The sequence below is a fragment of the Vannielia litorea genome (genome assembly GCF_019801175.1).
GTDB lineage: Bacteria > Pseudomonadota > Alphaproteobacteria > Rhodobacterales > Rhodobacteraceae > Vannielia > Vannielia litorea_B.
The window spans coordinates 197,239-218,713 of sequence record NZ_JAHVJR010000001.1 but is presented as its reverse complement, the minus strand read 5'-3'; the positions used below and the strand labels follow the sequence as shown (position 1 = coordinate 218,713).

The window sequence follows — 21,475 nt, the reverse complement described above, 5'->3', positions numbered from 1 at the left end:
ATGCTCCTCAGGCTGCGCGGGCGGTGTGGCGGGCGGCCCAAGCCTCTTGCGCAAGGCTCGGGGCAAGGCCGCAGGTTTCGAGCGCCAGCTCGGCGGTGCCGAGCACGATGGCGGTGGCGAAGGGGTCGGTCAGTTCGCCGGACCAGAGGCGGGCGAGGTCTGCCGGGTCGGGGCTTTCGTCGGCGAGACGGCGGTGGTCATCTTCCAACGCAGGGGCGGAGGCCTCCCAGCGGGTGCCGCCCCGAGTGCCATAGAGGGCGATGTCCTTGGACGGATGCCGCTCGAACTCACCACCGCCGCCCTTGAGCACGGTCATGGCGGGCTGGCCGAGCAGGTCGCAGGCATCGGCCTGCAGCTCGCGGTAGGGCGGGTGAAAGACCCCCTGCACGGCAGCGTGCGCCACTGATGGGTTGAGCGCGCGGAGGACGGTGTTGATGGTGGAGCGGAGGCCAAGCACATCGCGCAGGCGAAGGAGTTCGAGCAGGCGGGGGGCGAAAGCCTCAAGCGGCAGGTAGGCGATGCCATCGCGGGCGATGAGATCGGCGGCCTCCTCCATTGAGCCTGCCTGCGCAATCCCGGCTGCGGGCAGCGCGGCCCGGACCGAGGCCGCGGCCTTCTGATGCGAGTTCCAGCCATGCAGAAGCACCGGCGCACCGGCCTGCGCCACGAGGCGGGCGGAGAGCAGGAACCACGGCAGCCCCCTCGTGCGGCCAGCGGCGTAGCTGGGCCAGTCGAGCGCGGGGGCAGCGCCGGGCCATGTGTGAAGCGTTGCGCGGGCGGCTTCGACGAAGCCTGCCACCTCGCCTGCCGTCTCGCCGCGGAACCGCATGAGCATCAGGAGCGCGCCCACGGCCTCGGGCGCCGCCTCGCCGGAGAGGATGAGCGCCATCGCCTCGCGGGCCTCGTCCTGCGTGAGCGAGCGGGAGCGGCCAGGGCCGCGGCCAAGGATGCGGACATAGGGCGCAAGGCTCATTCGGCGGCCTCCCGGCGGGTGGCCGAGGCAAGCAGCGCGGCAAGTTCGGGGCGGCAGGAGCCGCAGTTCGTGCCCGCTTGAAGTGCTGCGCCGATGGCCTCGACGGAGGCAAGCTGCTGGCTCTCGATGGCCGCGAGGATCGTATTCACGCCTACGTCGAAACAGGCGCAAACCACGGCGCCCGGATCGGGCATGTCCTGCCCCGGCTGGCCAGAGAGGTGAGCGGGTGCGGGCGCCGCGCCCAGCTGACCGGCCATGAAGCTGCGTGAGGCGGCGACGGGCTCGGCGGCAATGAAGAGGGCGGCTTGCAAGCGGCCCCCTTCCACGAAGGCCAGCCGCGCGCCGCCGCGCGCCTTGTCACTCACAACCATCGCCTCGGCATCGGGCCCGAGGCCGAAAACGGTGCGGCCCCAATCCTCCCAGCTCTCCGGTGCCTCCGCCCCGGCCAGCTCCAGCCGCCAGCCGTCGCGCGCCCGTGCGAGCGCCCAATAGGGGGCGTCGGGGCGGGGCTTGCGGGTGGAGACGGCAAAGCCGAACCAGTTGGCGGCATAGGGCGCGATGCCCACCACTGCGCCCTTGCTGTCGGGCTGGCCGGAGACCGGATCGGTGACCGAGGCCACCAGCGCATCGGCCCGCCCTAGCGAGGCGGTCTCCCCCGTCCAGTGCATCGGCACGAAGACCTCGCCGGGGCGCACCCGTTCAGACACGATGACCCGGGCGAGGGCGCGGCCGGTGCGGCTCTCGATGTCGGCAATACCCGCCGGGCGCAGGCCGAGGCGCGAGGCGTCATCGGGGTGAATCTCTACGTAGGGCTCGGCCATGTGCTGGCTGAGGCGCGGTGATTTTCCGGTGCGGGTCATGGTGTGCCAATGGTCGCGCACGCGGCCCGTGTTGAGCCGGAAGGGGTAGCGCCGGTCGGTCGCGGCCACGGGGGCCGCGTTGTGGACAGGCAGCATCCGCCCCCGCCCGTCCGGGGTGAAGAACTTGCCATCGCCAAAGAACCGCCCGCCGCTGCGGGTTGCGCTCACCGGCCATTGCACGGGGGCGAGGGCGGCGTAACCCGCATCGGAGATCCCGGCGAGGCCGGAGATATCGAAGTCCTTGCCCATGGCAGCGGCGATGCCCGAGAGCGTGGCGTACTCGCGGAAGATCTCGGCGGGGGAGGAGTAATCAAAGGCGGCACGCCAGCCCATCGCGGAGGCGACCTCGGCGATGATCTGCCAGTCGTGCTTCACCTGCCCCGGCGGGGGCAGGACTGCGCGCTGGCGGCTGATCCGGCGCTCGGAGTTGGTCACGGTGCCGTCCTTCTCGCCCCAGCCGGTGGCCGGCAGCAGCACGTGGGCGAGGCGGGCGGTGTCTGTCTCGGCGGTGATGTCGGAGACCACGACGAAGTCGCAGCCGGCGATGGCAGAGCGGACGCGGTCGGCCTCGGGCATGGAGACAGCGGGGTTGGTGGCCATGATCCAGAGCGCCTTGATCTGGCCGCGCTCGACCGCGTCGAACATGTCGACAGCCTTGAGGCCCTGCGCCTCGGGCATCCGGGGCGCCTGCCAGAACTCCCGCACGGCCATGCGGTGGGCAGCATTCTCGATATCGAGGTGACAGGCGAGCATATTGGCCAGCCCGCCGACCTCGCGCCCGCCCATCGCGTTGGGCTGGCCGGTCACCGAGAAAGGCCCCATGCCGGGCTTGCCGATGCGGCCCGTGGCGAGGTGGCAATTGAGGATGGCGTTCACCTTGTCGGTCCCCTGCGACGACTGGTTCACGCCTTGGGAATAGACGGTGACGACCTTCTCGGTGCGCAGCCAGAGGTCGTAGAACCGGGTCAGCAGATCATCCGGCAGGCCTGTTGCCTCGCTGGTCTGGGAGGAAGCGGCGGCGATAGCGTCATCGAAACCGTCGACATGGCTCCGGACGAAAGCCTCATCGGTCGCGCCCATGTCGCGAATGCGGCGCAGCAGGCCATTGAACAGAGCCACATCGCTGCCAGCGGCCAGCGGCAGGTGCATGTCGGCGGCATCACAGGTGGCGGTGCGGCGGGGGTCGATGACCACGATCTGCATGGAAGGGCGCGCGGTCTTGGCGGCGACGATGCGCTGGTAAAGTACCGGGTGGCACCATGCGAGGTTGGAGCCGGTGAGCACCACGAGATCGGCCTCTTCGAGGTCTTCGTAGGTGCCGGGCACGGTATCGGTGCCGAAGGCCCGCTTGTGGCCGGCGACGGAACTGGCCATGCAGAGGCGGGAGTTGGTGTCGATGTTCGCCGAGCCGATGAAGCCTTTCATCAGCTTGTTGGCGACGTAGTAATCTTCGGTGAGGAGCTGGCCGGAGACGTAGAAGGCCACGCTGTCCGGGCCATGCTGTGCGATGGTCTCTGAGAAACGGAGGGCGACTTCTGCCGTGGCTTCATCCCAGCCCGCCTCTTTGCCATTGATTTGGGGTGCCAAAAGGCGGCCCTCCAGCCCCACCGTCTCACCCAGCGCGGAGCCCTTAGAGCAGAGCCGCCCGAGGTTGGCCGGGTGGCTTTTGTCACCGGTCACACTGAGGCCCCCTGCCCCGTCGGGCGTGGCCAGCACGCCGCAGCCTACGCCGCAATAGGGGCAGGTGGTGCAGATGGGGGCGGACACTACGCGGCGCTCCGGGCAGCGGCAACGGCCCCGGCGTCGAGCAACACGCGGCCCGCCTCGATCCGCACCGGGTAAGTGGCAATGCGACCCTCGTCGGCGCCTTGGGCCTCTCCGGTTTCGAGCGAAAACACCCAGTTGTGCAGCGGGCAGGTCACCTTGCGGCCATGCACAATGCCTTCAGAGAGCGGGCCGCCCTTGTGGGGGCAGGTGTTGGAGGCGGCGAACACCTCTTCCGGCCCGGTGCGGAACACGGCGATGCAGCCGACCTCGGTTTTCACGATACGCGCACCGCGTTCGGCTATTTCGGTGACGGCGCAGATGTCGATCCAGCTCATTCGGCGGCCTCCTGGGTGAGATCGGCGACAAGCTGGAAGCTCTTCGCCTTTTCGGGACGGGCATGATCGGCCCATGGGTCCTTGCGGTAGACCGATTGCGAGATTTCGAAACGCTCGTTCAGGGCGGTGCGTTCGGCGGGGTCGGCTAGGGTTTCCTTCACCCAGTCGAGACCAACCTTGGCGACCCATTTGTAGGGCCGGTCGAGATACTTGGCGTTCTCGCGGTAGAGCTGGATGAAGGCGGTGGTCCACTCGATGGCTTCCTCCTCCGTCTTAACATCGACGAGGCGCTCGGTCTCCTTCACGTCCATCCCCGCAGCGCCGCCGACGCCGACCTGATAGCCGGAGTCCACGCAGATGATGCCCACGTCCTTGCAGGTCGCCTCGGCGCAGTTTCGCGGGCAGCCGGAGACGGCGAGCTTGACCTTGTGCGGCGTCCACGAGCCCCAGAGCTTCTTCTCGAGCTTGATGCCGAGGCCGGTGCTGTCTTGCGTGCCGAAGCGGCACCAATCGGAGCCGACGCAGGTTTTGACGGTCCGCAGGCCCTTGGAATAGGCGTGGCCCGAGACCATGCCGGCCTCGTTGAGGTCGTACCAGATACCCGGCAGATCCTCTTTCTTCACGCCAAGCAGGTCGATCCGCTGGCCGCCGGTCACTTTGACCGCCGCGCCATACTTGTCAGCGGCATCCGCAATGGCGCGCAGCTCGTTCGCGTCGGTCATCCCGCCCCACATGCGGGGCATCACGGAATAAGTGCCATCCTTCTGGATGTTGGCGTGGTTGCGCTCGTTCACGAAGCGGCTTTGTGGGTCGTCCTGATAGTCGAGCGGCCAGTCGGCCAGCAGGTAGAAGTTGATCGCCGGGCGGCAGACGTGGCAGCCGTTCGGCGTTGTCCACCCCAGCTCCTGCCAGACGGCGGGCTGGCTTTTCAGCTCTTTCGCCTTGATCAGCCGGCGCACGTCTTCATGAGAGAGATCGGTGCAGCCGCAGACGTTCTGCGCCGCCGGAATCTCGAAGCCATCGCCCAGCATGACGGCCATGACCTGCTCGACCAGGCCCGTGCAGGTGCCGCAGGAGGCGCTGGCCTTCGTGGTGGATTTGATGTCAGCGAGGCTGCTTGCTCCGCCCTCGATCGCCGCAACGATCTGGCCCTTGCATACGCCGTTGCAGCCGCAGATTTCTGCGTCAGCCGGTAAGGCTGCAACGGCCGCCATAGGGTCCACGGCGGCACCTCCTTGGAAGGCGGGGCCGAAGATCAGCGTCTCGCGCATCTCCTCCACATCCGTGCCGTCCTTGATCAGGCCGAAGAACCAGTTGCTGTCGGCGGTGTCGCCGTACATCACCGCGCCGACGAGCTTGTCGCCCTCGATGACGAGGCGCTTGTAGATGCCGCGCGCCGGGTCGCGGAAGACGATGTCTTCGCGGCCCTCGCCCTCGGCGAAGTCGCCTGCGGAAAACAGATCGCAGCCGGTCACCTTCAGCTTGGTGGAAAGCTCCTTGGGGGTGAAACTGTCCGCCTCACCGGTCAGGGTCTTGGCGAGCACTTTGGCTTGGTCGTAGAGCGGCGCGACGAGGCCGAAGAGGTTGCCCTCGAACTCCACGCATTCGCCCACCGCAAAGATCGCAGGGTCGGAGGTGCGCATCTGGGCGTCGACCTTAACGGCGCGGCCCATCTCCAGCCCAGCCTCGGCTGCGACCGAGACGGCGGGGCGGATGCCCACGGCCATCACGACAATATCGGCCTCCAGCACGGTGCCATCTTCCAGCACCACCTTTTCGACCTTGCCCTCGCCCTGGATCGCCTTGGTGGAGGCGCGCGTGAGCACGGTGATGCCCCGCTTCTCAAGGTCTTTTTGCAGCAGGTAGCCTGCGCTCTCATCAAGCTGGCGCTCCATGAGGTGGCCCGCGAGGTGCAGCACCGTCACCTCCATGCCGCGCAGGCGCAGGGCCGCGGCGGCTTCGAGGCCAAGGAGCCCGCCGCCGATGACCACGGCCTTGGAGCCGGGGGCGCCGGAAGCCTCCAGCATTGCGGTGGTGTCCTCCAGATCGCGGAAGGCGACGACGCCGGGCAGGTCATGGCCCGGGCAAGGGATGATGAAGGCGGAGGAGCCGGTGCCGAGCACGAGCTTGTCGTAGGGCACCTCGCCGTTCAGGGCGATCACGACCTTGCGGTCGCGGTCAATCGCAGTGACGCGCTCACCGAAGCGGCAGGTCACGCCGTGCTGCTCATACCATGCCGCGTCGTGGGTCACGATCTCCTCATAGCTCTTTTCGCCCGAGAGCACGGGGGAGAGCATGATGCGGTTGTAGTTGCCGCGCGGCTCGGCGTTGAAGAGGGTCACATCAAAGGCGTCGGGCGCCAGCTCGAAGAGGTTTTCGAGCATCCGGCCTGAGGCCATGCCCGCGCCGATCACGACGAGTTTCTCGGTCATTTCAGGCCTCCTTTACAGGGGGTTACGCGGGCCACGCGCACAGCGGCGGGTGCGGGTTGCGGAAGGACGAAGAGGTCGAAGACAAACTGGATCATGGCGGGCCTCACACGTACCAGGCGACGATGTGGGACAGCTCTGTGCCGTGGTAGAGCGGCAGGGCGACCATGGAGCCGTAGCCCGCGGCGAGGCCGGGCTTGCCGCTTTCGACCACCGGAAGGCCGGAGCCGAGCACCTTGCCGATGCTGCCCTGCCAGGCCTCCGCGCGGCGCTCCTTGCCGGCATTCTCCGGGTCCCAGAGCGCGCCTTCGCGGGCGCAGATGCCATCGACCAATGCCGCCCCGCCGGACTTGCCCACCTTCGCGGCGCGGGCATCCCACAGCTCGAAACGGCGGGCGATGGGGGTGCCGCGGGCGGAGAGCAGGGTGAGCACGTAGGGCGCGGCGCCGGGCACCGGGATCGGCACGCCGAGGCCGGTGGTCAGCCCGGCCTTGCCCGCACTGTCGGCACGAATGAAGCGATAGCCGGAGCCCAGATCGCGCATCAGGATCGGCGTTTCGGAGGCCCAGACCCCGCCGGGCAGCCCCTGCCCCGCCGGAAAATGCGTGTGCTGGCTGACCCATTCGAAGTGCTTGGCGGCTCCGTAATAGCCATCGTCCAGCATCAGAAGGCCCTCGGCCTCCTTCCAGACTTCGATGGCGCCTGTGCGGTTTTCGTCATCGCCGCAGAGCACCACCAGCACGGCCTTGAGGGTCTTGCCAGCGAAAACCGGCACGGCGACGGCGCTTGTGAGCCCGGCCTCGGTGGCCACCTCGGTGCGCTTGAAGTAGCTGCCGTCGAAGCCCTTGAGCACCACGGGCCGCGCCTCTGCCCAGGCTTTGCCGGGCAGGCCCTCGCCCTTGGCGAAGCTCTCCCGGCGGGAGGCCTCCTCGAAGGCGGCCAGCTCGCCGTAGCTGCCCCCGCCGTGCACGAGGGTCTCGCCCTCGGGCACCCAGATTTCGGCCACCTGAATGAAGGTTTTGACCGGTGTGTCTACTGCGACATCCATGATGTCGTCTCCCTTTTGCTGCATCGGGCTGCTGCGTCCGCCCGGTATCACCTTGAGCTGAGCGGCCATGGCGCTCACGCGGCTTCCTTGTTCTTGGTATCGGCCTTCCCGGCCTCCGATTTGCCCTGCTTGCCGTGCTCGTATTCCTCAAGGAAATTAAGAACTTGCTCGCGATAGAGGTAATAATCGGGGTGCTCGAGCAGGGCCTTGCGGCTGCGCGGACGGGGCAGATCGACATCGACGATCTTGCCGATGGTCGCCTGCGGGCCGTTGGTCATCATCACCACGCGGTCGGCCAGCAGGATCGCCTCGTCGACATCGTGGGTGACACAGATCGCGGTGACCTTGGTGCGCTGCCAGACCTCCATCAGCACCTCCTGCAGCTCCCAGCGGGTGAGGCTGTCGAGCATGCCGAAGGGTTCATCGAGCAGGAGGAGTTTGGGGGAGAGCGAGAAGGCGCGGGCAATGCCGACCCGCTGCTTCATGCCGTTCGACATTTCAGACGCGGGCTTGTCCATCGCGTCGCCGAGGCCGACGCGCTCGAGGTAATAGTCGACCACATCCTGCCGCTCGGCCTGGCTGGCCTTGGGGTAGACCTTGTCGACCCCGATGGCGCAGTTTTCGCGCGCGGTGAGCCATGGAAAGAGCGAGGGCGCCTGAAACACCACCGCGCGCTCCGGGTCGGCCTCACGGACGTGGAAGCCATCGAGCTTGATCGAACCTTTCGAGATCTCGTTCAGGCCCGCGACCATTGTGAGCACAGTGGATTTGCCGCACCCCGAGTGGCCGATGAGCGAAATGAACTCGCCCTTGTTCATTTTGAGATTGAAGTCTTCAACAACCGTTAACGGCCCCTTCGGTGTGGGGTAGATCTTGTGGAGCTCGTCGAACTGCAGGAAGTTCAGGTCTTTCAGCCCTTCCTGCGCGGCGGCCTGCGCCTTAGGCAGGTTGTGGATGGGCTGGATGTCGGGCAGCTGGGTGGCACCCTCGGCCTGAGCTTCGATACCGGCGTCCATCAGGTAGTTGGTGACGCGTGCGCGGAGGGCCTTGAAGCCCTCGTGATGGTTCATCTCACCGCGCTCGCGGGGGCGCGGAATATCCACCCGGAACTCCTCGCCAAGGCTGCCATCGGGGTTGAGGGCGATGATGCGGTCGGCCAGAACGATGGCCTCGTCCACATCGTTGGTGATGAGTACGCAGGTCTTCTTGTCGGTGCTCCAGATGCCCTCGATCTCGTCGGCAAGGTTGGCGCGGGTGAGCGCGTCGAGCGCGCTAAGGGGTTCATCCAGAAGCAGAACTTCGGGGTTCATCGCCAGGGCGCGGGCCACGTTGACACGCTGGCGCATACCGCCGGACAGCTCGGCCGGGCGGCGGCTGGCGGCGTGGCTCAGGCCCACCATCTGCACGTAGTGGGCGACCTTGGCCTCCTTCTCCGCCTTGGGCAGGCCGGGGAAGACGGTATCGACCGCCAGCCCGACGTTGCCCGCCACGGTCAGCCAAGGCATCAGCGAGTAATTCTGGAAGATCACGCCGCGCTCGGGGCCGGGGCCGGTGACCGGCTTGCCCTTGAAGGTCACGCTCCCCTTGGAGGGCTTTTGCAGCCCGGCCATGAGGTTGATGAGGGTGGTCTTTCCTGTGCCGGAGAAGCCCAGAAGGACCAGAAATTCGCCTTCTTCCACGTCGAGGGTGATGTTCTTGAGAACCTCGGTGCGGTGAATGCCCTCACCGAAGCCCACGGAAACATTGTCAAAATTCAGGATACCCATGCCGATCACCGCTGGTTGGAGAAGGTGAAGAGCGACTGGAGGGCATACATCACCCGGTCCAGCAGGAAGCCGATGATCCCGATGGTCAGCACGGCGACCATGATCTTGGCGAGCGAGGAGGAAGAGCCGTTCTGGAACTCGTCCCAGACGAACTTTCCGAGCCCCGGGTTCTGCGCCAGCATTTCGGCAGCGATCAGAACCATCCAGCCGACACCGAGCGAGAGCCGCAGGCCGGTGAAGATGAGCGGCAGGGCAGAGGGCAGGACCAGCTTGGTGATCTTGGTCCAGGTGTTCATCTTCAATACCTTGGAAACGTTAACGAGATCCTTGTCGATCGAGGCGACACCGAGCGCGGTGTTGATCAGGGTGGGCCAGAGCGAGCAGAGGGTCACGGTAATGGCCGAGATGGTGAAGCTCTTCGGGAAGAGCCCGTCGCCGGTGGAGAGCGCCGAGACGACCATGGTGACGATCGGCAGCCAGGCCAGCGGGGAGACCGGCTTGAAGATCTGGATCAGCGGGTTGATGGCGGCGTTGGCGTAGGGCGAGAGGCCCGCAAGAATGCCCAGCGGAATGGCCACGGCGGAGCCGATCAGGAAGCCGAAGAACACGGTCTTGATCGAAGTCCAGATCTGCTCGTAGAAGCTGGGCGCCCCGGTGTAAGCCACGGTTTTCACTTGGTCTTCCTTGCCCGCGGCGATCAGCTTCTCGTTGCGGGCGGCGACCATCTCCTCGAACTTGGCTTTCTTCGCGGCCTTGGCGACGGCATCCTCATGCAGGTTCACAGCCTCGCCCCAGACCTGCACCGGGCCGGGGACGGCGCCTAGGGAGGTTTGGACCTTGGGGGCGAGGGTGCCCCAGAGCAGCAGGAAGCCGACGATGGCGAGCACGGGCACGCCGAGGAGGCGCCAGATTTCCTTGCCTTGCGCCTTCGGATTGTCACCGGCAACGGCCTTCAGGATCGGGGTGATCCAGGCGAGGCCGAGCACCGAAAACCACTTGTCGGCCTTGTTGATACGGGTGAACAGACGCGCCTTTCGGGCCTCTTTGGCGGCGGCGGCGTCGTTCAGCGACTGAGGGTCTATGGCGGTCATTTCAGGACTTTCAACTCTGTGCGTTTTTGCTGAGGCCACGCCGTTGCGGCCGATTAACCTTAGAATTTGCGGATGCACATCTGATGCACATCCCATGCACAACCGATGCATACGCAATCTGCCCTGCGGCTCGGTCGTGAACGGATCGCACGCACCCGGCGGGCGGGGACGTGCGGCGTTGCGGGATGGCGGGAGGGGCGTCGCGCTTCGGCGCGCGCGTCTCCCGCCATCCGGAGCATCAGCCCTGCACCTCGGTGCCGACGATGATCTGCGCGCCCTTCAGGCCGATGGGCAGGCTGTCGAGGTAGGCGTTGGGGGCCTTCCCGTCGTAGGGGATGCCGTCGATGATGTCGGCGGCGGGGGTCGGCGCCTTGTAGCCGTCGCTGTCCCAAGGGAAGTCGGCCTCGTTGGCGAGCCCTTCATCGACCAGCAGGCGGGCGGCCTCGAGGTAGATGTCGGGGCGATAGACGGAGGCCGCGGTCTCGGCATACCACTCGTCCGACTTGGCCTCGGGGATCTGGCCCCAGCGGCGCATCTGGGTCAGGTACCAGATTGCATCGGAGTAGAACGGGTAGGTCGCGTTGTAGCGGAAGAACACGTTGAAGTCGGGGACTTCGCGCACATCGCCCTTCTCGTACTCGAAGGTGCCGGTCATGGAGTTGGCGATCACCTCGGCATCGGCGCCCACGTATTCGGGCTTGGCGAGGATCTCGACCGCCTCCATGCGGTTGGCGTTGTCGTTCTCGTCGAGCCAGATGGCGGCGCGGATCAGCGCCTTCACCACGGCCTTGGTGGTGTTCGGGTACTGCTCGGCGAACTCGGCGGTGATGCCGAAGACCTTCTCGGGGTTGTTCTTCCACAGTTCATAGTCGGTGATCACCGGCACGCCGATGCCCTTGAACACGGCCTGCTGGTTCCACGGCTCACCCACGCAGTAGCCATAGATGGTGCCGGCCTCGAGGGTGGCGGGCATCTGCGGCGGAGGGGTCACGGAGAGCAGCACGTCGGCCGCGATCTGGCCTGAGATGTTCGCGGCGCTGTAGAAGCCCGGGTGCAGGCCACCGGCGGCGAGCCAGTAACGCAGTTCGTAGTTGTGGGTCGAGACCGGGAAGACCATGCCCATGTTGAAGGGCTTGCCCTCGGACTTGTACTGCTCGACCACCGGCGCCATGGCGGAGGCGGAGATCGGGTGGACCGGCTTGCCATCATCGCCGGTTGGGATGTTCGGCTTCATCGCCTCCCAGACCTCGTTGGAGACGGTGATGCCGTTACCGTTCAGATCCATGGAGAAGGGGGTGATGATATGGGCCTCGGTGCCGAAGCCGATGGTGGCGGCGAGCGGCTGACCGGCGAGCATGTGCGCGCCGTCGAGCTGGCCGTCGATCACGCCGTCGAGCAGCACTTTCCAGTTGGCCTGGGCCTCCAGCGTGACGAAGAGGCCTTCGTCAAGAAAGTAGCCCTGCTCATAGGCAACGGCGAGGGGGGCCATGTCTGTCAGCTTGATGAAGCCGAAGGTCAGTTCGTCCTTTTCCAGCTCCAGCGACTGGGCCATCGCCGTTCCGGTCAGAAGGGTCGCCGTTGTGGCAACGATTCCGAAGAGGGTTTTCATGTGGTCGTCCCTTAGGTTGGGGGCGTTTGCGAACGCCCAAAAACAAAAAAGCCGCTGACCAGCATCGCGCTTTTCTGGCGCAATGGGTCGAGCGGCTGTGCTCGGGTTTACCCGCATCTTCGTGGGTGAATTCGGTTCGACGAGACGCCCTTGCCTCATCTGGGATCATGAAATGCCGGGCGGGACGGCGTGGGTCAAGCGTGTGGGCGGATTTGCCTGCTGCGCTGCGGCAACTTGCGGGCGAGCGCCGGGAAACTGCACAAAAACTGATCAGGTTTTTCGCTGCGGATCAAAAATGAAGCCGTCGAAGAAGGAATCAGCGGCCAGCGTCAGGCGGCCCGAGGGGGAGGCGACGGGGGTGTCTTCGGCCAGTGCGCCCTCGAGCCGTTCGGAGGCGCCGGGCATGTCGGCGGTGGTCCGGGCGAGGTGGTGGCGGTAGAGGTCGGAGCGGAAGACGCGGCGGCCCTCGGCCTGGGCGGCGGGCCTGTCGAGCCCGGTGCGGGCGGCGATGCGGTCGGCAATGAGCGCCCCCGTGGAGCGCCACGGGAAGGTGGCGGCGCCTTCGAAGAATTCGAGGTAGCGCGGCACGGTGCGCATATCGCCCTTCTGGCTCACGATGAGGCGGCCCGAGAGCGCCCGCTCGATCAACTCGGCAGGGGTGTCGAGATAGGCGCTGCGGGCGAGGATCTCGGAGGCGGTGGTGCGGTTCTGCGGCTGGCCGAGCCAGCGGTTTGCGCGCCAGATCGCCCGCATCAGGCGGCCGGTCAGCTCCGGCTCGGCATCGGCCCAGTCGTGGCGGACGGCGAGCACCTTTTCGGGCGCGAAGCGGCGGATCGCCGTGCCGGGCAGCAGAAGCTCCCCTGCCCCGCTCTCGACCGCCAGCGTGCCCCAGGGCGCGCCGACGCAGAAGGCATCGACCTCGCCGGCGGCCAGCGCATCGGCCATCAGCGGCGGCGGCACGGTATGGACCGAGAGCGCCTGCGGCACGGCAAAGCCCAGCGCGCCGAGCCAGTGGTAGAGCAGTTCGGCATGGCCGGAGAAGGGGAAGGGCACGCCAATGCGCAGCCCCTCGGGCCGGGCGGCCAGCAAAGCGCGCCCTGCGGCGGCAGCATCGGCAAAGTCGAAGCTGTGACCGGCGGCGCGCATGACCTCGGCCAGCGCAGTGGAGACGCCGATGGCATTGCCGTTGACCGAGAGCACCTGCAGCACATCGAGCCGCACCCCTGCCCCGCCGAGGCCGAGCGCGGAAGCCACCGGCATCGGCGCAAGCATATGCGCCGCCTCGACCTGCCCGTGGGAGACCATGTCGCGCAGCGTGGCCCATGAGGCGGCGGGGCGCAGATCGAGCGCCAGCCCCTCCTCCTCGGCAAAGCCGATCTCTCGGGCGATCACCAGCGGAGCGGCATCGACAAGCGGGATGAAACCGGCGGAGAGCGGCGCACTCACGAGAGCAGCCCTGCCGCGGTGACGAGGCTCTGGGCGACATCGGCCAGCTTGACGCCCTGATCCATCGCGGCCTTGCGCAGCAGCGCATAGGCCTCATCTTCGTCCAGCCCCTTGGCCTTCATCAGCAGGCCCTTGGCGCGGTCGATGATCTTGCGCTCCTCCAGCGCCTGCCGGGTCGCCTTCAGCTCGGCGCGCATCTGGCTGAACATGTGAAAGCGCGCGATGGCGGCATCCATGATCGGTTTGATCCGGTCAGGGCGCAGCCCGTCGACGACATAGGCCGAGACGCCCGCCTCGATGGCCGAGCGGGTAAGCCCGGCATCGTCGTGGTCGACGAAGAGCGCCACGGGCCGGTCCATCGGGCCGGAGGCCAGCGCGAGTTCTTCCAGCATGTCGCGGGAGGGCGAGCTGATATCGATGAGCACGACATCGGGGTTCATCTCGGAGATCCGGCGCGAGAGGCCGGTGACCTCTGAGATTACTGCCACGTCGAAATCGCCTGCTTCGCGCAGGCTGTCGACGATCAGGAGCGCCCGCTCACGATCGGCCTCGACAACGATGATGGAGAGTTTCTCGGGCATATCCTGCCATGCTGACCGGGACGCCCCTGCCTATGCCGCGCTGCGGCACCGGGCAAGCGGATGCGCCGGGCTGGCGGGGCGGTGTGGCGGCGGGATCGGTGCTTGCGCAAAACTTGGGCGGGGAGCCGAATTTTGCGGCACACCAGAAACCGGCGTGTCCTGCCCCGTTTTCTGGCTGCAAATACCCCGTGCGCTCCACGCCGCCCGGAGGCGTCAGCGGATCGCGCCCAGCGAGCTTTCGAGCAGGTGCTTGGTGTAGGGGTGGTTGGCTTGCAGTTTGCGCATTTCGGCCACGCCGAGTTCTTCGACGATCTCGCCCTGCTGCATCACCGCGACCTGCCCGCACATGTGGCCCACAACGCCGAGGTCATGGCTGACCATCAGGTAGGTGAGGCCCATCTCGCTGCGCAGGTCGCTGAGCAGGTTGAGGATTTCGGCCTGCACTGACACGTCGAGCGCGGAGGTCGGCTCGTCCAGCAGCAGGATGCGGGGTTCTGGGGCGAGGGCGCGGGCGATGGCGACGCGCTGGCGCTGGCCGCCCGAAAGCTGGTGCGGGTAGCGGAAGCGGAAGCCGCCGCCGAGGCCGACCGAGTCGAGCAGGCGAGTGATGCGGGCGTCGATATCAGAGAAGCCGTGAAGTTGCAGGGTCTCGCCCAGAACCCGGTCGACCGTGTGGCGGGGGTGGAGCGAAGCGTAGGGGTCTTGGAAGACCATCTGTACGGTCTTGTAGAAGGCCTTCGAGCGGCCCTTCTGGCGCAGGCTCTCACCGCCGACGGTAATCGACCCGTCCCAGCTTTCGACCAGCCCGGCGATGGCGCGGAGCACGGTGGATTTGCCCGAGCCGCTCTCGCCCACGAGGCCGAAGCTCTCGCCTGCGCCGACGGCGAGGTTCACGCCCTTTACGGCGACGTTGCGGGCCGCGCCCTCGCCGAACCAGACGCGGAGGTTGCGAATGTCGATTGCGCCGTTGTCGTTTGCCATGTTCATCGTGCGCTCACCGAGGGTGCCTCGCGCCAAGCCGGATCGCGCTCCAGCACTTCCAGCCGGTCGCGGGGGTGTTCGAGGTCGGGCACCGCGTTGAGCAGGCCGCGGGTGTAGGGGTGCTGCGCCTCTTGCAGCTTGCCCGCCTCGCAGACCTCGACGATCCGGCCAGCGTACATAACAGCCACCCGGTCGCAGAAATTGGCAACGAGGTTGAGGTCGTGACTGATGAAGATGAGGCCCATGCCCCGGTCCTTCACCAGCTTGTCCATGATCTCCAGCACCTGAAGCTGCACCGACACGTCGAGCGCCGAGGTGGGCTCGTCGGCGATGAGGATCTCGGGGTCGGGGATCAGCATCATGGCGATCATGATGCGCTGGCCCATGCCGCCGGAGACCTCGTGGGGGTAGAGCTTGAGCACCCGTTCCGGCTCGCGGATCGCCACCGCGTCGAGCATCTCGAGGGCGCGGGATCGGGCTTCGCGGCGGCTCACCCTCTCATGGGTGGTCAGGGCCTCGACCATCTGCTGCTCGACCGTCATCACCGGGTTCAGCGAGAACTTGGGGTCTTGCATAATCATCGCGGCATGGCGGCCCCGAATTGCGCGCATGTCGCGCTCCGAGGCGGTGAGCAGGTCGGTCTCGCCCATCTGCATCTTGTCCGCTTCCACGAAGCCGGGCTTGCGAATGAGCTTGAGCACGGCGCGGCCGGTCATCGACTTGCCGGAGCCACTCTCGCCCACGATTCCGAGGCGCTCGCGCCCGAGCGAGAAGGAGATGCCGCGCACCGCATCGAAGATGCCGTTGCGGGTGGGGAAGCGGACCCAGAGATTTTCGACATCGAGGAGGGTATCGCTCACGATTTGCTCTCCTTCGGGTCCAGCACGTCGCGCAGCCCGTCGCCCAGCAGGTTGAAGGCGAGGGAGATGGCGAAGATGGCAAGGCCCGGGATGGTGGCGACCCACCAGTAGTCGAGGATGTACTTGCGGCCCTCCGAGACCATCGCGCCCCATTCCGGCGACGGCGGCTGGGCGCCGAGGCCGAGGAAGCCGAGGCCTGCGGCGGTGAGGATGATGCCCGCCATGTCGAGGGTGACGCGGATCACCAGCGAGCTGATGCAGAGCGGCCAGACGTGGCGGGTGATGATGCGCACGGCCCCTGCACCCTGCAGGCGGATGGCGTGGATATAGTCGGAGTTGCGGATCGTGAGCGTTTCGGCCCGCGCGATCCGGGCGTAGGGCGGCCATGCGGTGAGCGATATTGCCAGCACGGCATTCTCGATGCCCGCGCCCAGCGCCGCCACGAAGGCAAGCGCGAGGATCAGCCGGGGGAAGGCGAGGAAGATGTCGGTGAAGCGCATCAGCACCACATCGACCCAGCCGCCCATGTAGCCCGCGATGGTGCCGATGATCAGGCCCAGCAGGGGTGCCACGAGAGCGACCAGCGCGACGATGTAAAGCGAGATGCGCGCGCCGAAGAGCAGGCGGGAGTAGATATCACGCCCGAGCGAATCCGACCCGAGCAGAAAGCCCTCCTCCCCCGGTGCCTTCAGGCGCATGGCGAGATCCTGCGCGAAGGGGTCGTGGGTGGCGAGCCACGGCGCGAAGACGGCGGCGAGGATGAGCACGATCAGCACGATGAGGCCGGCCATCGCCAGCGTGTTGCCGCGGAAGGCGCACCAGCCGGCATACCATGCGGCGGCGCGGGCCTGACGGCGCGAGGCGGGCGCATCGGTCATCAGCCATTCGCGCCATGTGGGTTTGGGGGCAGGGTTGGGAAGCTCCGTCATTTCGCCCTCGGATCGAAGAAGCGGTAGAGCAGGTCGGAGAAGATGTTGAGCCCCACGAAGATGGTGCCGATCACGACCGTGCCGCCGAGCACCGAGTTCATGTCATTGGCCAGAAGCGAGGTGGTGATGTAGCTGCCGAGGCCGGGCCAGGCGAAGATGATCTCGGTCAGCACCGAGCCTTCGAGCAGGTTGGCATAGGCCAGCGCGATCACGGTGATGAGCTGGATGCGGATGTTGCGGAAGGCGTGGCGCCAGATGACCTTGCGCTCGGAGAGGCCCTTGACCCGCGCGGTGGTGACATACTCGGAGTTCAGCTGCTCCAGCATGAACGAGCGGGTCATCCGGCTGATGTAAGCCAGAGAGTAATAACCCAGCAGCGCGGCGGGCAGGATGATGTGGCCGAAGGCGTTTTTGAACACGGTCCAATCGCCATCGATGGCTGAATCCACCAGCAGCAGGCCGGTACGCTCGGTGACGAGGCCCTGATAGAACACGCCAAGGCGGCCCGGGCCTTCGACCCAGTCGAGGATGCCGTAGAAGATCAGCAGGCCGACGAGGCCGAGCCAGAAGATCGGCATGGAGTAGCCGATGAGGCCGACGAAGCGGGCGGTCTGGTCGATCCACGAGCCGCGATAGACGGCGGCCATGACGCCGAGCGGCACGCCCAGCACGATGCCGATGATTGTGCCCAGCGTCGCCAGCTCCAGCGTGGCGGGGAAGACGCGGGCGATGTCGGTGGTCACCTGCTGGCCGGTGCGGATGGATTTGCCGAAATCGCCCGAGAGCACATCGCGGACGTAGATGAAGAACTGCTCAAGCAGGCTCTTGTCGAGCCCCAGCTCGAGGTAGGCGGCATCGTATTGCGCCTGTGTCGCCCGCTCGCCGATGACGGCGAGGACCGGGTCGATCGGCATCACGCGGCCGATCATGAAGGTCACGAAGAGAAGACCCAACAAGGTGACGGCCACGGTGAGCAGCGTGGCGGCCAGCTTCTTGAGCCAAGGGGGGAGGACCGGCCCGCGCCGGTCCTCCGAGTGCTGTGTTACTTCTGTCACTGGGCGGCGCTTACTTGGTCACGACCCAGTAAGACACGGCGGTGGTGGCGCCACCGACGACCCAGTTCTCGACGTTGGAGCGCAGGCCGGACTGTTCGATCCGCTGGAACATGATCCCGAACGGGGACTCCTGCTGGAACTGCGCCTGGCTGTCGAGATACATCTGCTTGCGCGCCTCGGTGTCGTTCTCGACCACCGCGGCGAGAGTGCCGTCGTTGAAGGCGGCCGCATCCCAGGCGTTGCGCCATGCGAGGTAGCCGGTGTTGCCGGCCTCGTCGGCATTGTCGGGGTTGGCGGCGAAGGTGCCGGCGTTGGTGTTGGGGTCGGGATAGTCCGGGCCCCATGCGCCGACGTAGATGTCATGCTCGCGGGCGCGGTAGCGGTCGAGGGTTTGCGCGCCGGTGCCGACGATCAGCTCCACCTCGCAGCCGAGCTGGCCCCATGTGTTTTGCAGCGACTGGGCGATGTCCATCCGCTCCTGCGCCTCGCGGACCGAGATCTTGATCGGGCCGCAATCTGGGAAACCCGATTCAGCCAGTGCCGCCTTGGCCTTGTCCATGTCGAGGCCGAAGGGCTTGTCTTCCAGCGCGCCGAGGAAGGTGAGCGGCAGGTAGGCCTGATGCACGATCCACTGGCCCTTGAGGAAGCTGTCAGCCATGCCCTGATAGTCGACCGACCACTTGAGCGCTTCGAGCACCTTGGGGTCGGAGAGCATCTCGTTTTTCTGATTGGCGGCCCAGTACATGATCTGGCCGCGCTGCTCGTCGAGCACCTTCACGCCGTCGACTTCCATCGCGCCGGCCACGTCCTCGGGGGAGAGGTTGCGGGCGATGTCGATGTCACCGCGCTCGAGCTGGAGCCGCTGGGTGGCGCTCTCCTGGATGTGCTGGACGATGATCCGCTCCATCGCCGGCTTGTCGCCGTGATAGTTGGGGTTCAGGTCCATCAGCACGGACTCGTTGGGCTTCCAGTCGACCACCTTGTAGGGGCCGGAGCCGGCGGTGTTGGTGCGGAGCCACTCGTTGCCCATGTCACCGTCGACCTCGTTGGCCATTGCGGTTTCCATATCCACGATGCCGCCGATGGTGGCAGTCAGGCAGTTGAGCACGAAGGAGAGGGCATACTGCTTGTCGAGCGTGACCGAGACGGTCATGTCATCGGTCGCTTGCACCATCTCGTCCACGTTGTCGGCGGTCAGGCCGAACTGGGTGATGATGAAGGACGGCGTCTTGTCGAGCTTCACGGCGCGGCGCAGCGAGAACTCCACGTCCTTGGCGGTCACCGGGTTGCCGGAGGAGAAGACGTGGCCCTCGGCGATCTTGAAGGTGATGGTCTTGCCGTCCTCGGAGATCTCCCAGCTTTCAGCCAGCTGCGGGCCGAACCCGGCGTCAAGATCCATCGGGTCGAAGTTGACCAGCTTTTCGTAGACGTTGCGCGACACGTCGGCGCCGGCGAACTCGAAGCTCTCCTGCGGGTCGAAGGTTTTGATGTCGTCGATCCGGTTGGCGATCACCAGCATGTTGGGCGGTGTCTCGGCCAGAACCGGCGCGGCCATGCCGCCCATGAGGGCTGCCACAAGGGCCGTGGTTCGCAGAAGTTTGCGATGTGTCATTGATCAGAACTCCCTGTTGTTGACGCGGTCATTTGCCTGCCGCCTCATTTATGGATGGGGTCATTCTCCCCATGTCGCGCGCAACACGCGCAACCAGTTACCATGGGCCAGCTTGTGCATGAGCGCATCATCCACCCCATGTTTGCGCAGCGCTGCCCGAAGATTGGGCAGGCCGGCACAATCCGTGATCTCCTGCGGAACGAGGGCGCCGTCGAAATCGGAGCCGAAGCCGACGCCGTCCTCGCCGAGGAATTTTACCAGATGGTCAAGGTGACGCATCATCAGGTCAAGCGAAAAGTCCGCCAGCATCTTGCCGTCGGTCCGCAGGAAGGCGGAGGCGAAGTTGATGCCGACCATGCCGCCGGTCTCGGCGATCTGGGCGAGCTGGCGGTCGGTGAGGTTGCGCGAGTGGGGCGTGACGGCATGGGCGTTGGAGTGGGTGGCGACCAATGGCGCATCGGTCAGCGCGGCGATGTCATCGACGCCCTTCTCGTTGAGATGGCTGAGATCGAGCATGATTTTCAACCGGTTGCACTCCGCGACCAGCCGCTTGCCCGCCTCGGTCAGCCCGGGGCCGATATCGCCGGTGGAGGGAAAGCGGAAGGGCACGCCCTCGCCAAACACGGTGGGGCGCGACCAGACCGGGCCGAGCGACCGCAGGCCGCGGGCGTGGAGTTGCTCCAGCTCTTCGCAGCCTTCGGAGATGGCCTCGGCGCCTTCGATGTGGGCGACGGCGGCCATGCGCTCACCCTGCAGCGCGGCCTCGATCTCGGCGGCGGTGCGGCAGAGGGTGACGGCCCCGGCGGCCTCCAGCGCCTCCAGTTCGGCAAATTCGCGGGTGACGAAATCCCACGCCTCGGCCTGCGGAATCGGCGGCGGCAGGGGCAGGTCGTAGGGCGGGTTCTCCATCACCTCGTAGCGCACCGCCTTGTCGGCGGGGCTGGGGACGAACATGGCGAAGAAGCCGCCGCCGAAGCCGCCCTGCTTGGCACGGGGCAGGTCGATATGGCCATCGGGGAGGCCTGCGGCCACGTCTTGCGCGGTGATCTTGCCGGACATGATCCGCAGGAGCGTGTCGTTGTGTCCGTCGAAGATGCGGGGGGCGGGCCAGTCTGTCATTGGGGTATCCGAAGTGGTTTCGGAGAAAGGCTGACAGAGTCAAGCATCGGGCGCAAGGGGGCTGTCGGCGGGGCCGTAGCGGCCCTGCAACGGGCCCCTGCAGGCGCGCCTCAGGCGCGGCGCGGGAGTGAAGACGACAGGGCCGCGTAATTGCAGCAAGAAAATCCGGCGGTCACTCGGGATACATGCCGGGGACGACCTGATCGAAGTCGATGCAGGCGCCGGTCATGACGCCCGCGTTCTCGCTCAGCAGGTAGCTGGCGAGGTGGGCGACATGGGGCGTTTTGACCAGCATGCCGAAGGGCATGCGCGCCTCGGCCTTCTCGAGCCAGTCGTCGCCGCCGTCGTGATACTTGCGCTGAATCTCGTCTTCGCCGGGCGTATCCATCCAGCCGCAGTTGATGCCGTTCACCCGGATGCGGTGATGCGAGAGCGTGCTGGCCGCGTTCTTGGTGACGTTGACCATGAGCGCCTTGGAGGCGGCGTAGGGCGACAGGAAGGACTGGCCGCCGTGGACGACGATGGAGAGGATGTTGACGACCGAGGCCGGGTGGCCCGCCTCGATGGCGAGCTGGGCCATGCGCTGGAGGGCGAAGTAGGGCGAGCGGGCGTTGGCTGTCATCAGCCTGTCCCAAAGCTCGGGCGAGGTGTCGAGCACGGTGCCACGGTCGGTCAGGGCCGCCGAATTGACCAGTGCGTCGAGGCGGCCCATGTGGGCGGCGGCCTTTTCGACCAGCTCCACGGTGGCGGCAGTATCGAGCAGGTCGACCGGCATGAAGGTGGCACCGATCTCCTCGGCCACGGCCTCGCCGCGCGGCACGTTGCGGGAGGCGATGACGAGTTTGGTGCAGCCCTCGGCCACCAGTTGCTCGGCGATGGCACGGCCAAGGCCCTGCGTGCCGCCGATGATGAGGGCGTGGGTATTGGCGTGGGTCTTGGTCATGGTGTCCTCCCGGTGTTCGGGGCGACCGTAATCCGCCGCTGCGCCGGGGGCCAGAGGGGCGGAGCAGGTGG

The 21,475-nt window shown here is 66.5% G+C and carries 17 protein-coding genes; all 17 read right to left on the bottom strand.

Translation table 11 applies throughout. The annotated features are described in order from the left end of the window. Positions 1-7: 7 nt before the first annotated feature. The gene (locus tag KUV38_RS01175) at positions 8-973 is read right to left on the bottom strand and encodes a glycosyl transferase family protein (RefSeq protein ID WP_222468305.1); all 966 of its coding nucleotides are present in this window, start codon (positions 971-973) and stop codon (positions 8-10) included. After that, complete coding sequence (locus KUV38_RS01170) at positions 970-3,600, bottom strand: nitrate reductase (protein WP_222468304.1); 2,631 nt, start codon at positions 3,598-3,600, stop codon at positions 970-972. The genes KUV38_RS01175 and KUV38_RS01170 overlap by 4 nt, the downstream gene beginning before the upstream one ends. Then, a complete protein-coding gene (gene nirD, locus KUV38_RS01165) occupies positions 3,600-3,935 on the bottom strand; it encodes a nitrite reductase small subunit NirD (RefSeq protein WP_222468303.1) in 336 nt (111 codons plus the stop codon). The genes KUV38_RS01170 and nirD overlap by 1 nt, the downstream gene beginning before the upstream one ends. Further along, complete coding sequence (gene nirB / locus KUV38_RS01160; protein WP_222468302.1) at positions 3,932-6,367, bottom strand: nitrite reductase large subunit NirB; 2,436 nt, start codon at positions 6,365-6,367, stop codon at positions 3,932-3,934. Before nirB ends, nirD begins: the two co-directional genes overlap by 4 nt. A 103-nt stretch (positions 6,368-6,470) precedes the next feature. Beyond that, on the bottom strand, positions 6,471-7,412 hold the full coding sequence (locus KUV38_RS01155; RefSeq protein ID WP_222468301.1) for a GAF domain-containing protein: 942 nt from the start codon (positions 7,410-7,412) through the stop codon (positions 6,471-6,473). A gap of 74 nt (positions 7,413-7,486) precedes the next feature. Then, positions 7,487-9,178, bottom strand: a complete 1,692-nt coding sequence (locus KUV38_RS01150; protein WP_222468300.1) for an ABC transporter ATP-binding protein — start codon at positions 9,176-9,178, stop codon at positions 7,487-7,489. A 5-nt stretch (positions 9,179-9,183) separates the two neighbouring features. Further along, positions 9,184-10,269, bottom strand: coding sequence for an ABC transporter permease (locus tag KUV38_RS01145; RefSeq protein ID WP_222468299.1), 1,086 nt, complete (start codon positions 10,267-10,269; stop codon positions 9,184-9,186). A 238-nt stretch (positions 10,270-10,507) separates the two neighbouring features. Then, positions 10,508-11,878: a CmpA/NrtA family ABC transporter substrate-binding protein gene (locus KUV38_RS01140; RefSeq protein WP_222468298.1), complete on the bottom strand. Its 1,371-nt coding sequence runs from the start codon at positions 11,876-11,878 to the stop codon at positions 10,508-10,510. Positions 11,879-12,148: 270 nt separating this feature from the next. Continuing rightward, complete coding sequence (locus tag KUV38_RS01135) at positions 12,149-13,324, bottom strand: CmpA/NrtA family ABC transporter substrate-binding protein (protein ID WP_222468297.1); 1,176 nt, start codon at positions 13,322-13,324, stop codon at positions 12,149-12,151. Further along, entirely contained in the window at positions 13,321-13,905 is a 585-nt protein-coding gene (locus KUV38_RS01130) for an ANTAR domain-containing response regulator (RefSeq protein ID WP_222468296.1), read from the bottom strand. Before KUV38_RS01130 ends, KUV38_RS01135 begins: the two co-directional genes overlap by 4 nt. A 213-nt stretch (positions 13,906-14,118) precedes the next feature. Then, complete coding sequence (locus KUV38_RS01125) at positions 14,119-14,892, bottom strand: ABC transporter ATP-binding protein (RefSeq protein WP_261385110.1); 774 nt, start codon at positions 14,890-14,892, stop codon at positions 14,119-14,121. Further along, positions 14,889-15,746 (bottom strand): ABC transporter ATP-binding protein, encoded by an 858-nt coding sequence (locus KUV38_RS01120; RefSeq protein ID WP_222468295.1) that lies wholly within the window; start codon positions 15,744-15,746, stop codon positions 14,889-14,891. The genes KUV38_RS01125 and KUV38_RS01120 overlap by 4 nt, the downstream gene beginning before the upstream one ends. Continuing rightward, positions 15,743-16,675 carry an ABC transporter permease gene (locus KUV38_RS01115; protein ID WP_222468294.1) on the bottom strand — a complete coding sequence of 311 codons (933 nt, stop codon included), beginning with the start codon at positions 16,673-16,675 and terminating at the stop codon, positions 15,743-15,745. Before KUV38_RS01115 ends, KUV38_RS01120 begins: the two co-directional genes overlap by 4 nt. Continuing rightward, positions 16,672-17,730: an ABC transporter permease gene (locus KUV38_RS01110; protein ID WP_410001012.1), complete on the bottom strand. Its 1,059-nt coding sequence runs from the start codon at positions 17,728-17,730 to the stop codon at positions 16,672-16,674. Before KUV38_RS01110 ends, KUV38_RS01115 begins: the two co-directional genes overlap by 4 nt. 10 nt (positions 17,731-17,740) lie before the next feature. Then, positions 17,741-19,342, bottom strand: coding sequence for an ABC transporter substrate-binding protein (locus tag KUV38_RS01105; protein WP_222468293.1), 1,602 nt, complete (start codon positions 19,340-19,342; stop codon positions 17,741-17,743). A 60-nt stretch (positions 19,343-19,402) separates the two neighbouring features. Beyond that, positions 19,403-20,461 carry a dipeptidase gene (locus KUV38_RS01100; protein WP_222468292.1) on the bottom strand — a complete coding sequence of 353 codons (1,059 nt, stop codon included), beginning with the start codon at positions 20,459-20,461 and terminating at the stop codon, positions 19,403-19,405. A gap of 172 nt (positions 20,462-20,633) precedes the next feature. Continuing rightward, positions 20,634-21,404, bottom strand: coding sequence for an SDR family oxidoreductase (locus KUV38_RS01095; RefSeq protein ID WP_222468291.1), 771 nt, complete (start codon positions 21,402-21,404; stop codon positions 20,634-20,636). Positions 21,405-21,475 lie beyond the last annotated feature (71 nt).

Coding starts and splice junctions, on each gene's coding strand:
- KUV38_RS01140 (WP_222468298.1), bottom strand. CDS start 11,878: ATGAAAACCCTCTTCGGAATCGTTGCCACAACGGCGACCCTTCTGACC.
- KUV38_RS01155 (WP_222468301.1), bottom strand. CDS start 7,412: ATGGATGTCGCAGTAGACACACCGGTCAAAACCTTCATTCAGGTGGCC.
- nirB (WP_222468302.1), bottom strand. CDS start 6,367: ATGACCGAGAAACTCGTCGTGATCGGCGCGGGCATGGCCTCAGGCCGG.
- KUV38_RS01095 (WP_222468291.1), bottom strand. CDS start 21,404: ATGACCAAGACCCACGCCAATACCCACGCCCTCATCATCGGCGGCACG.
- nirD (WP_222468303.1), bottom strand. CDS start 3,935: ATGAGCTGGATCGACATCTGCGCCGTCACCGAAATAGCCGAACGCGGT.
- KUV38_RS01100 (WP_222468292.1), bottom strand. CDS start 20,461: ATGACAGACTGGCCCGCCCCCCGCATCTTCGACGGACACAACGACACG.
- KUV38_RS01125 (WP_261385110.1), bottom strand. CDS start 14,892: ATGAACATGGCAAACGACAACGGCGCAATCGACATTCGCAACCTCCGC.
- KUV38_RS01105 (WP_222468293.1), bottom strand. CDS start 19,342: ATGACACATCGCAAACTTCTGCGAACCACGGCCCTTGTGGCAGCCCTC.
- KUV38_RS01175 (WP_222468305.1), bottom strand. CDS start 973: ATGAGCCTTGCGCCCTATGTCCGCATCCTTGGCCGCGGCCCTGGCCGC.
- KUV38_RS01115 (WP_222468294.1), bottom strand. CDS start 16,675: ATGACGGAGCTTCCCAACCCTGCCCCCAAACCCACATGGCGCGAATGG.
- KUV38_RS01145 (WP_222468299.1), bottom strand. CDS start 10,269: ATGACCGCCATAGACCCTCAGTCGCTGAACGACGCCGCCGCCGCCAAA.
- KUV38_RS01130 (WP_222468296.1), bottom strand. CDS start 13,905: ATGCCCGAGAAACTCTCCATCATCGTTGTCGAGGCCGATCGTGAGCGG.
- KUV38_RS01150 (WP_222468300.1), bottom strand. CDS start 9,178: ATGGGTATCCTGAATTTTGACAATGTTTCCGTGGGCTTCGGTGAGGGC.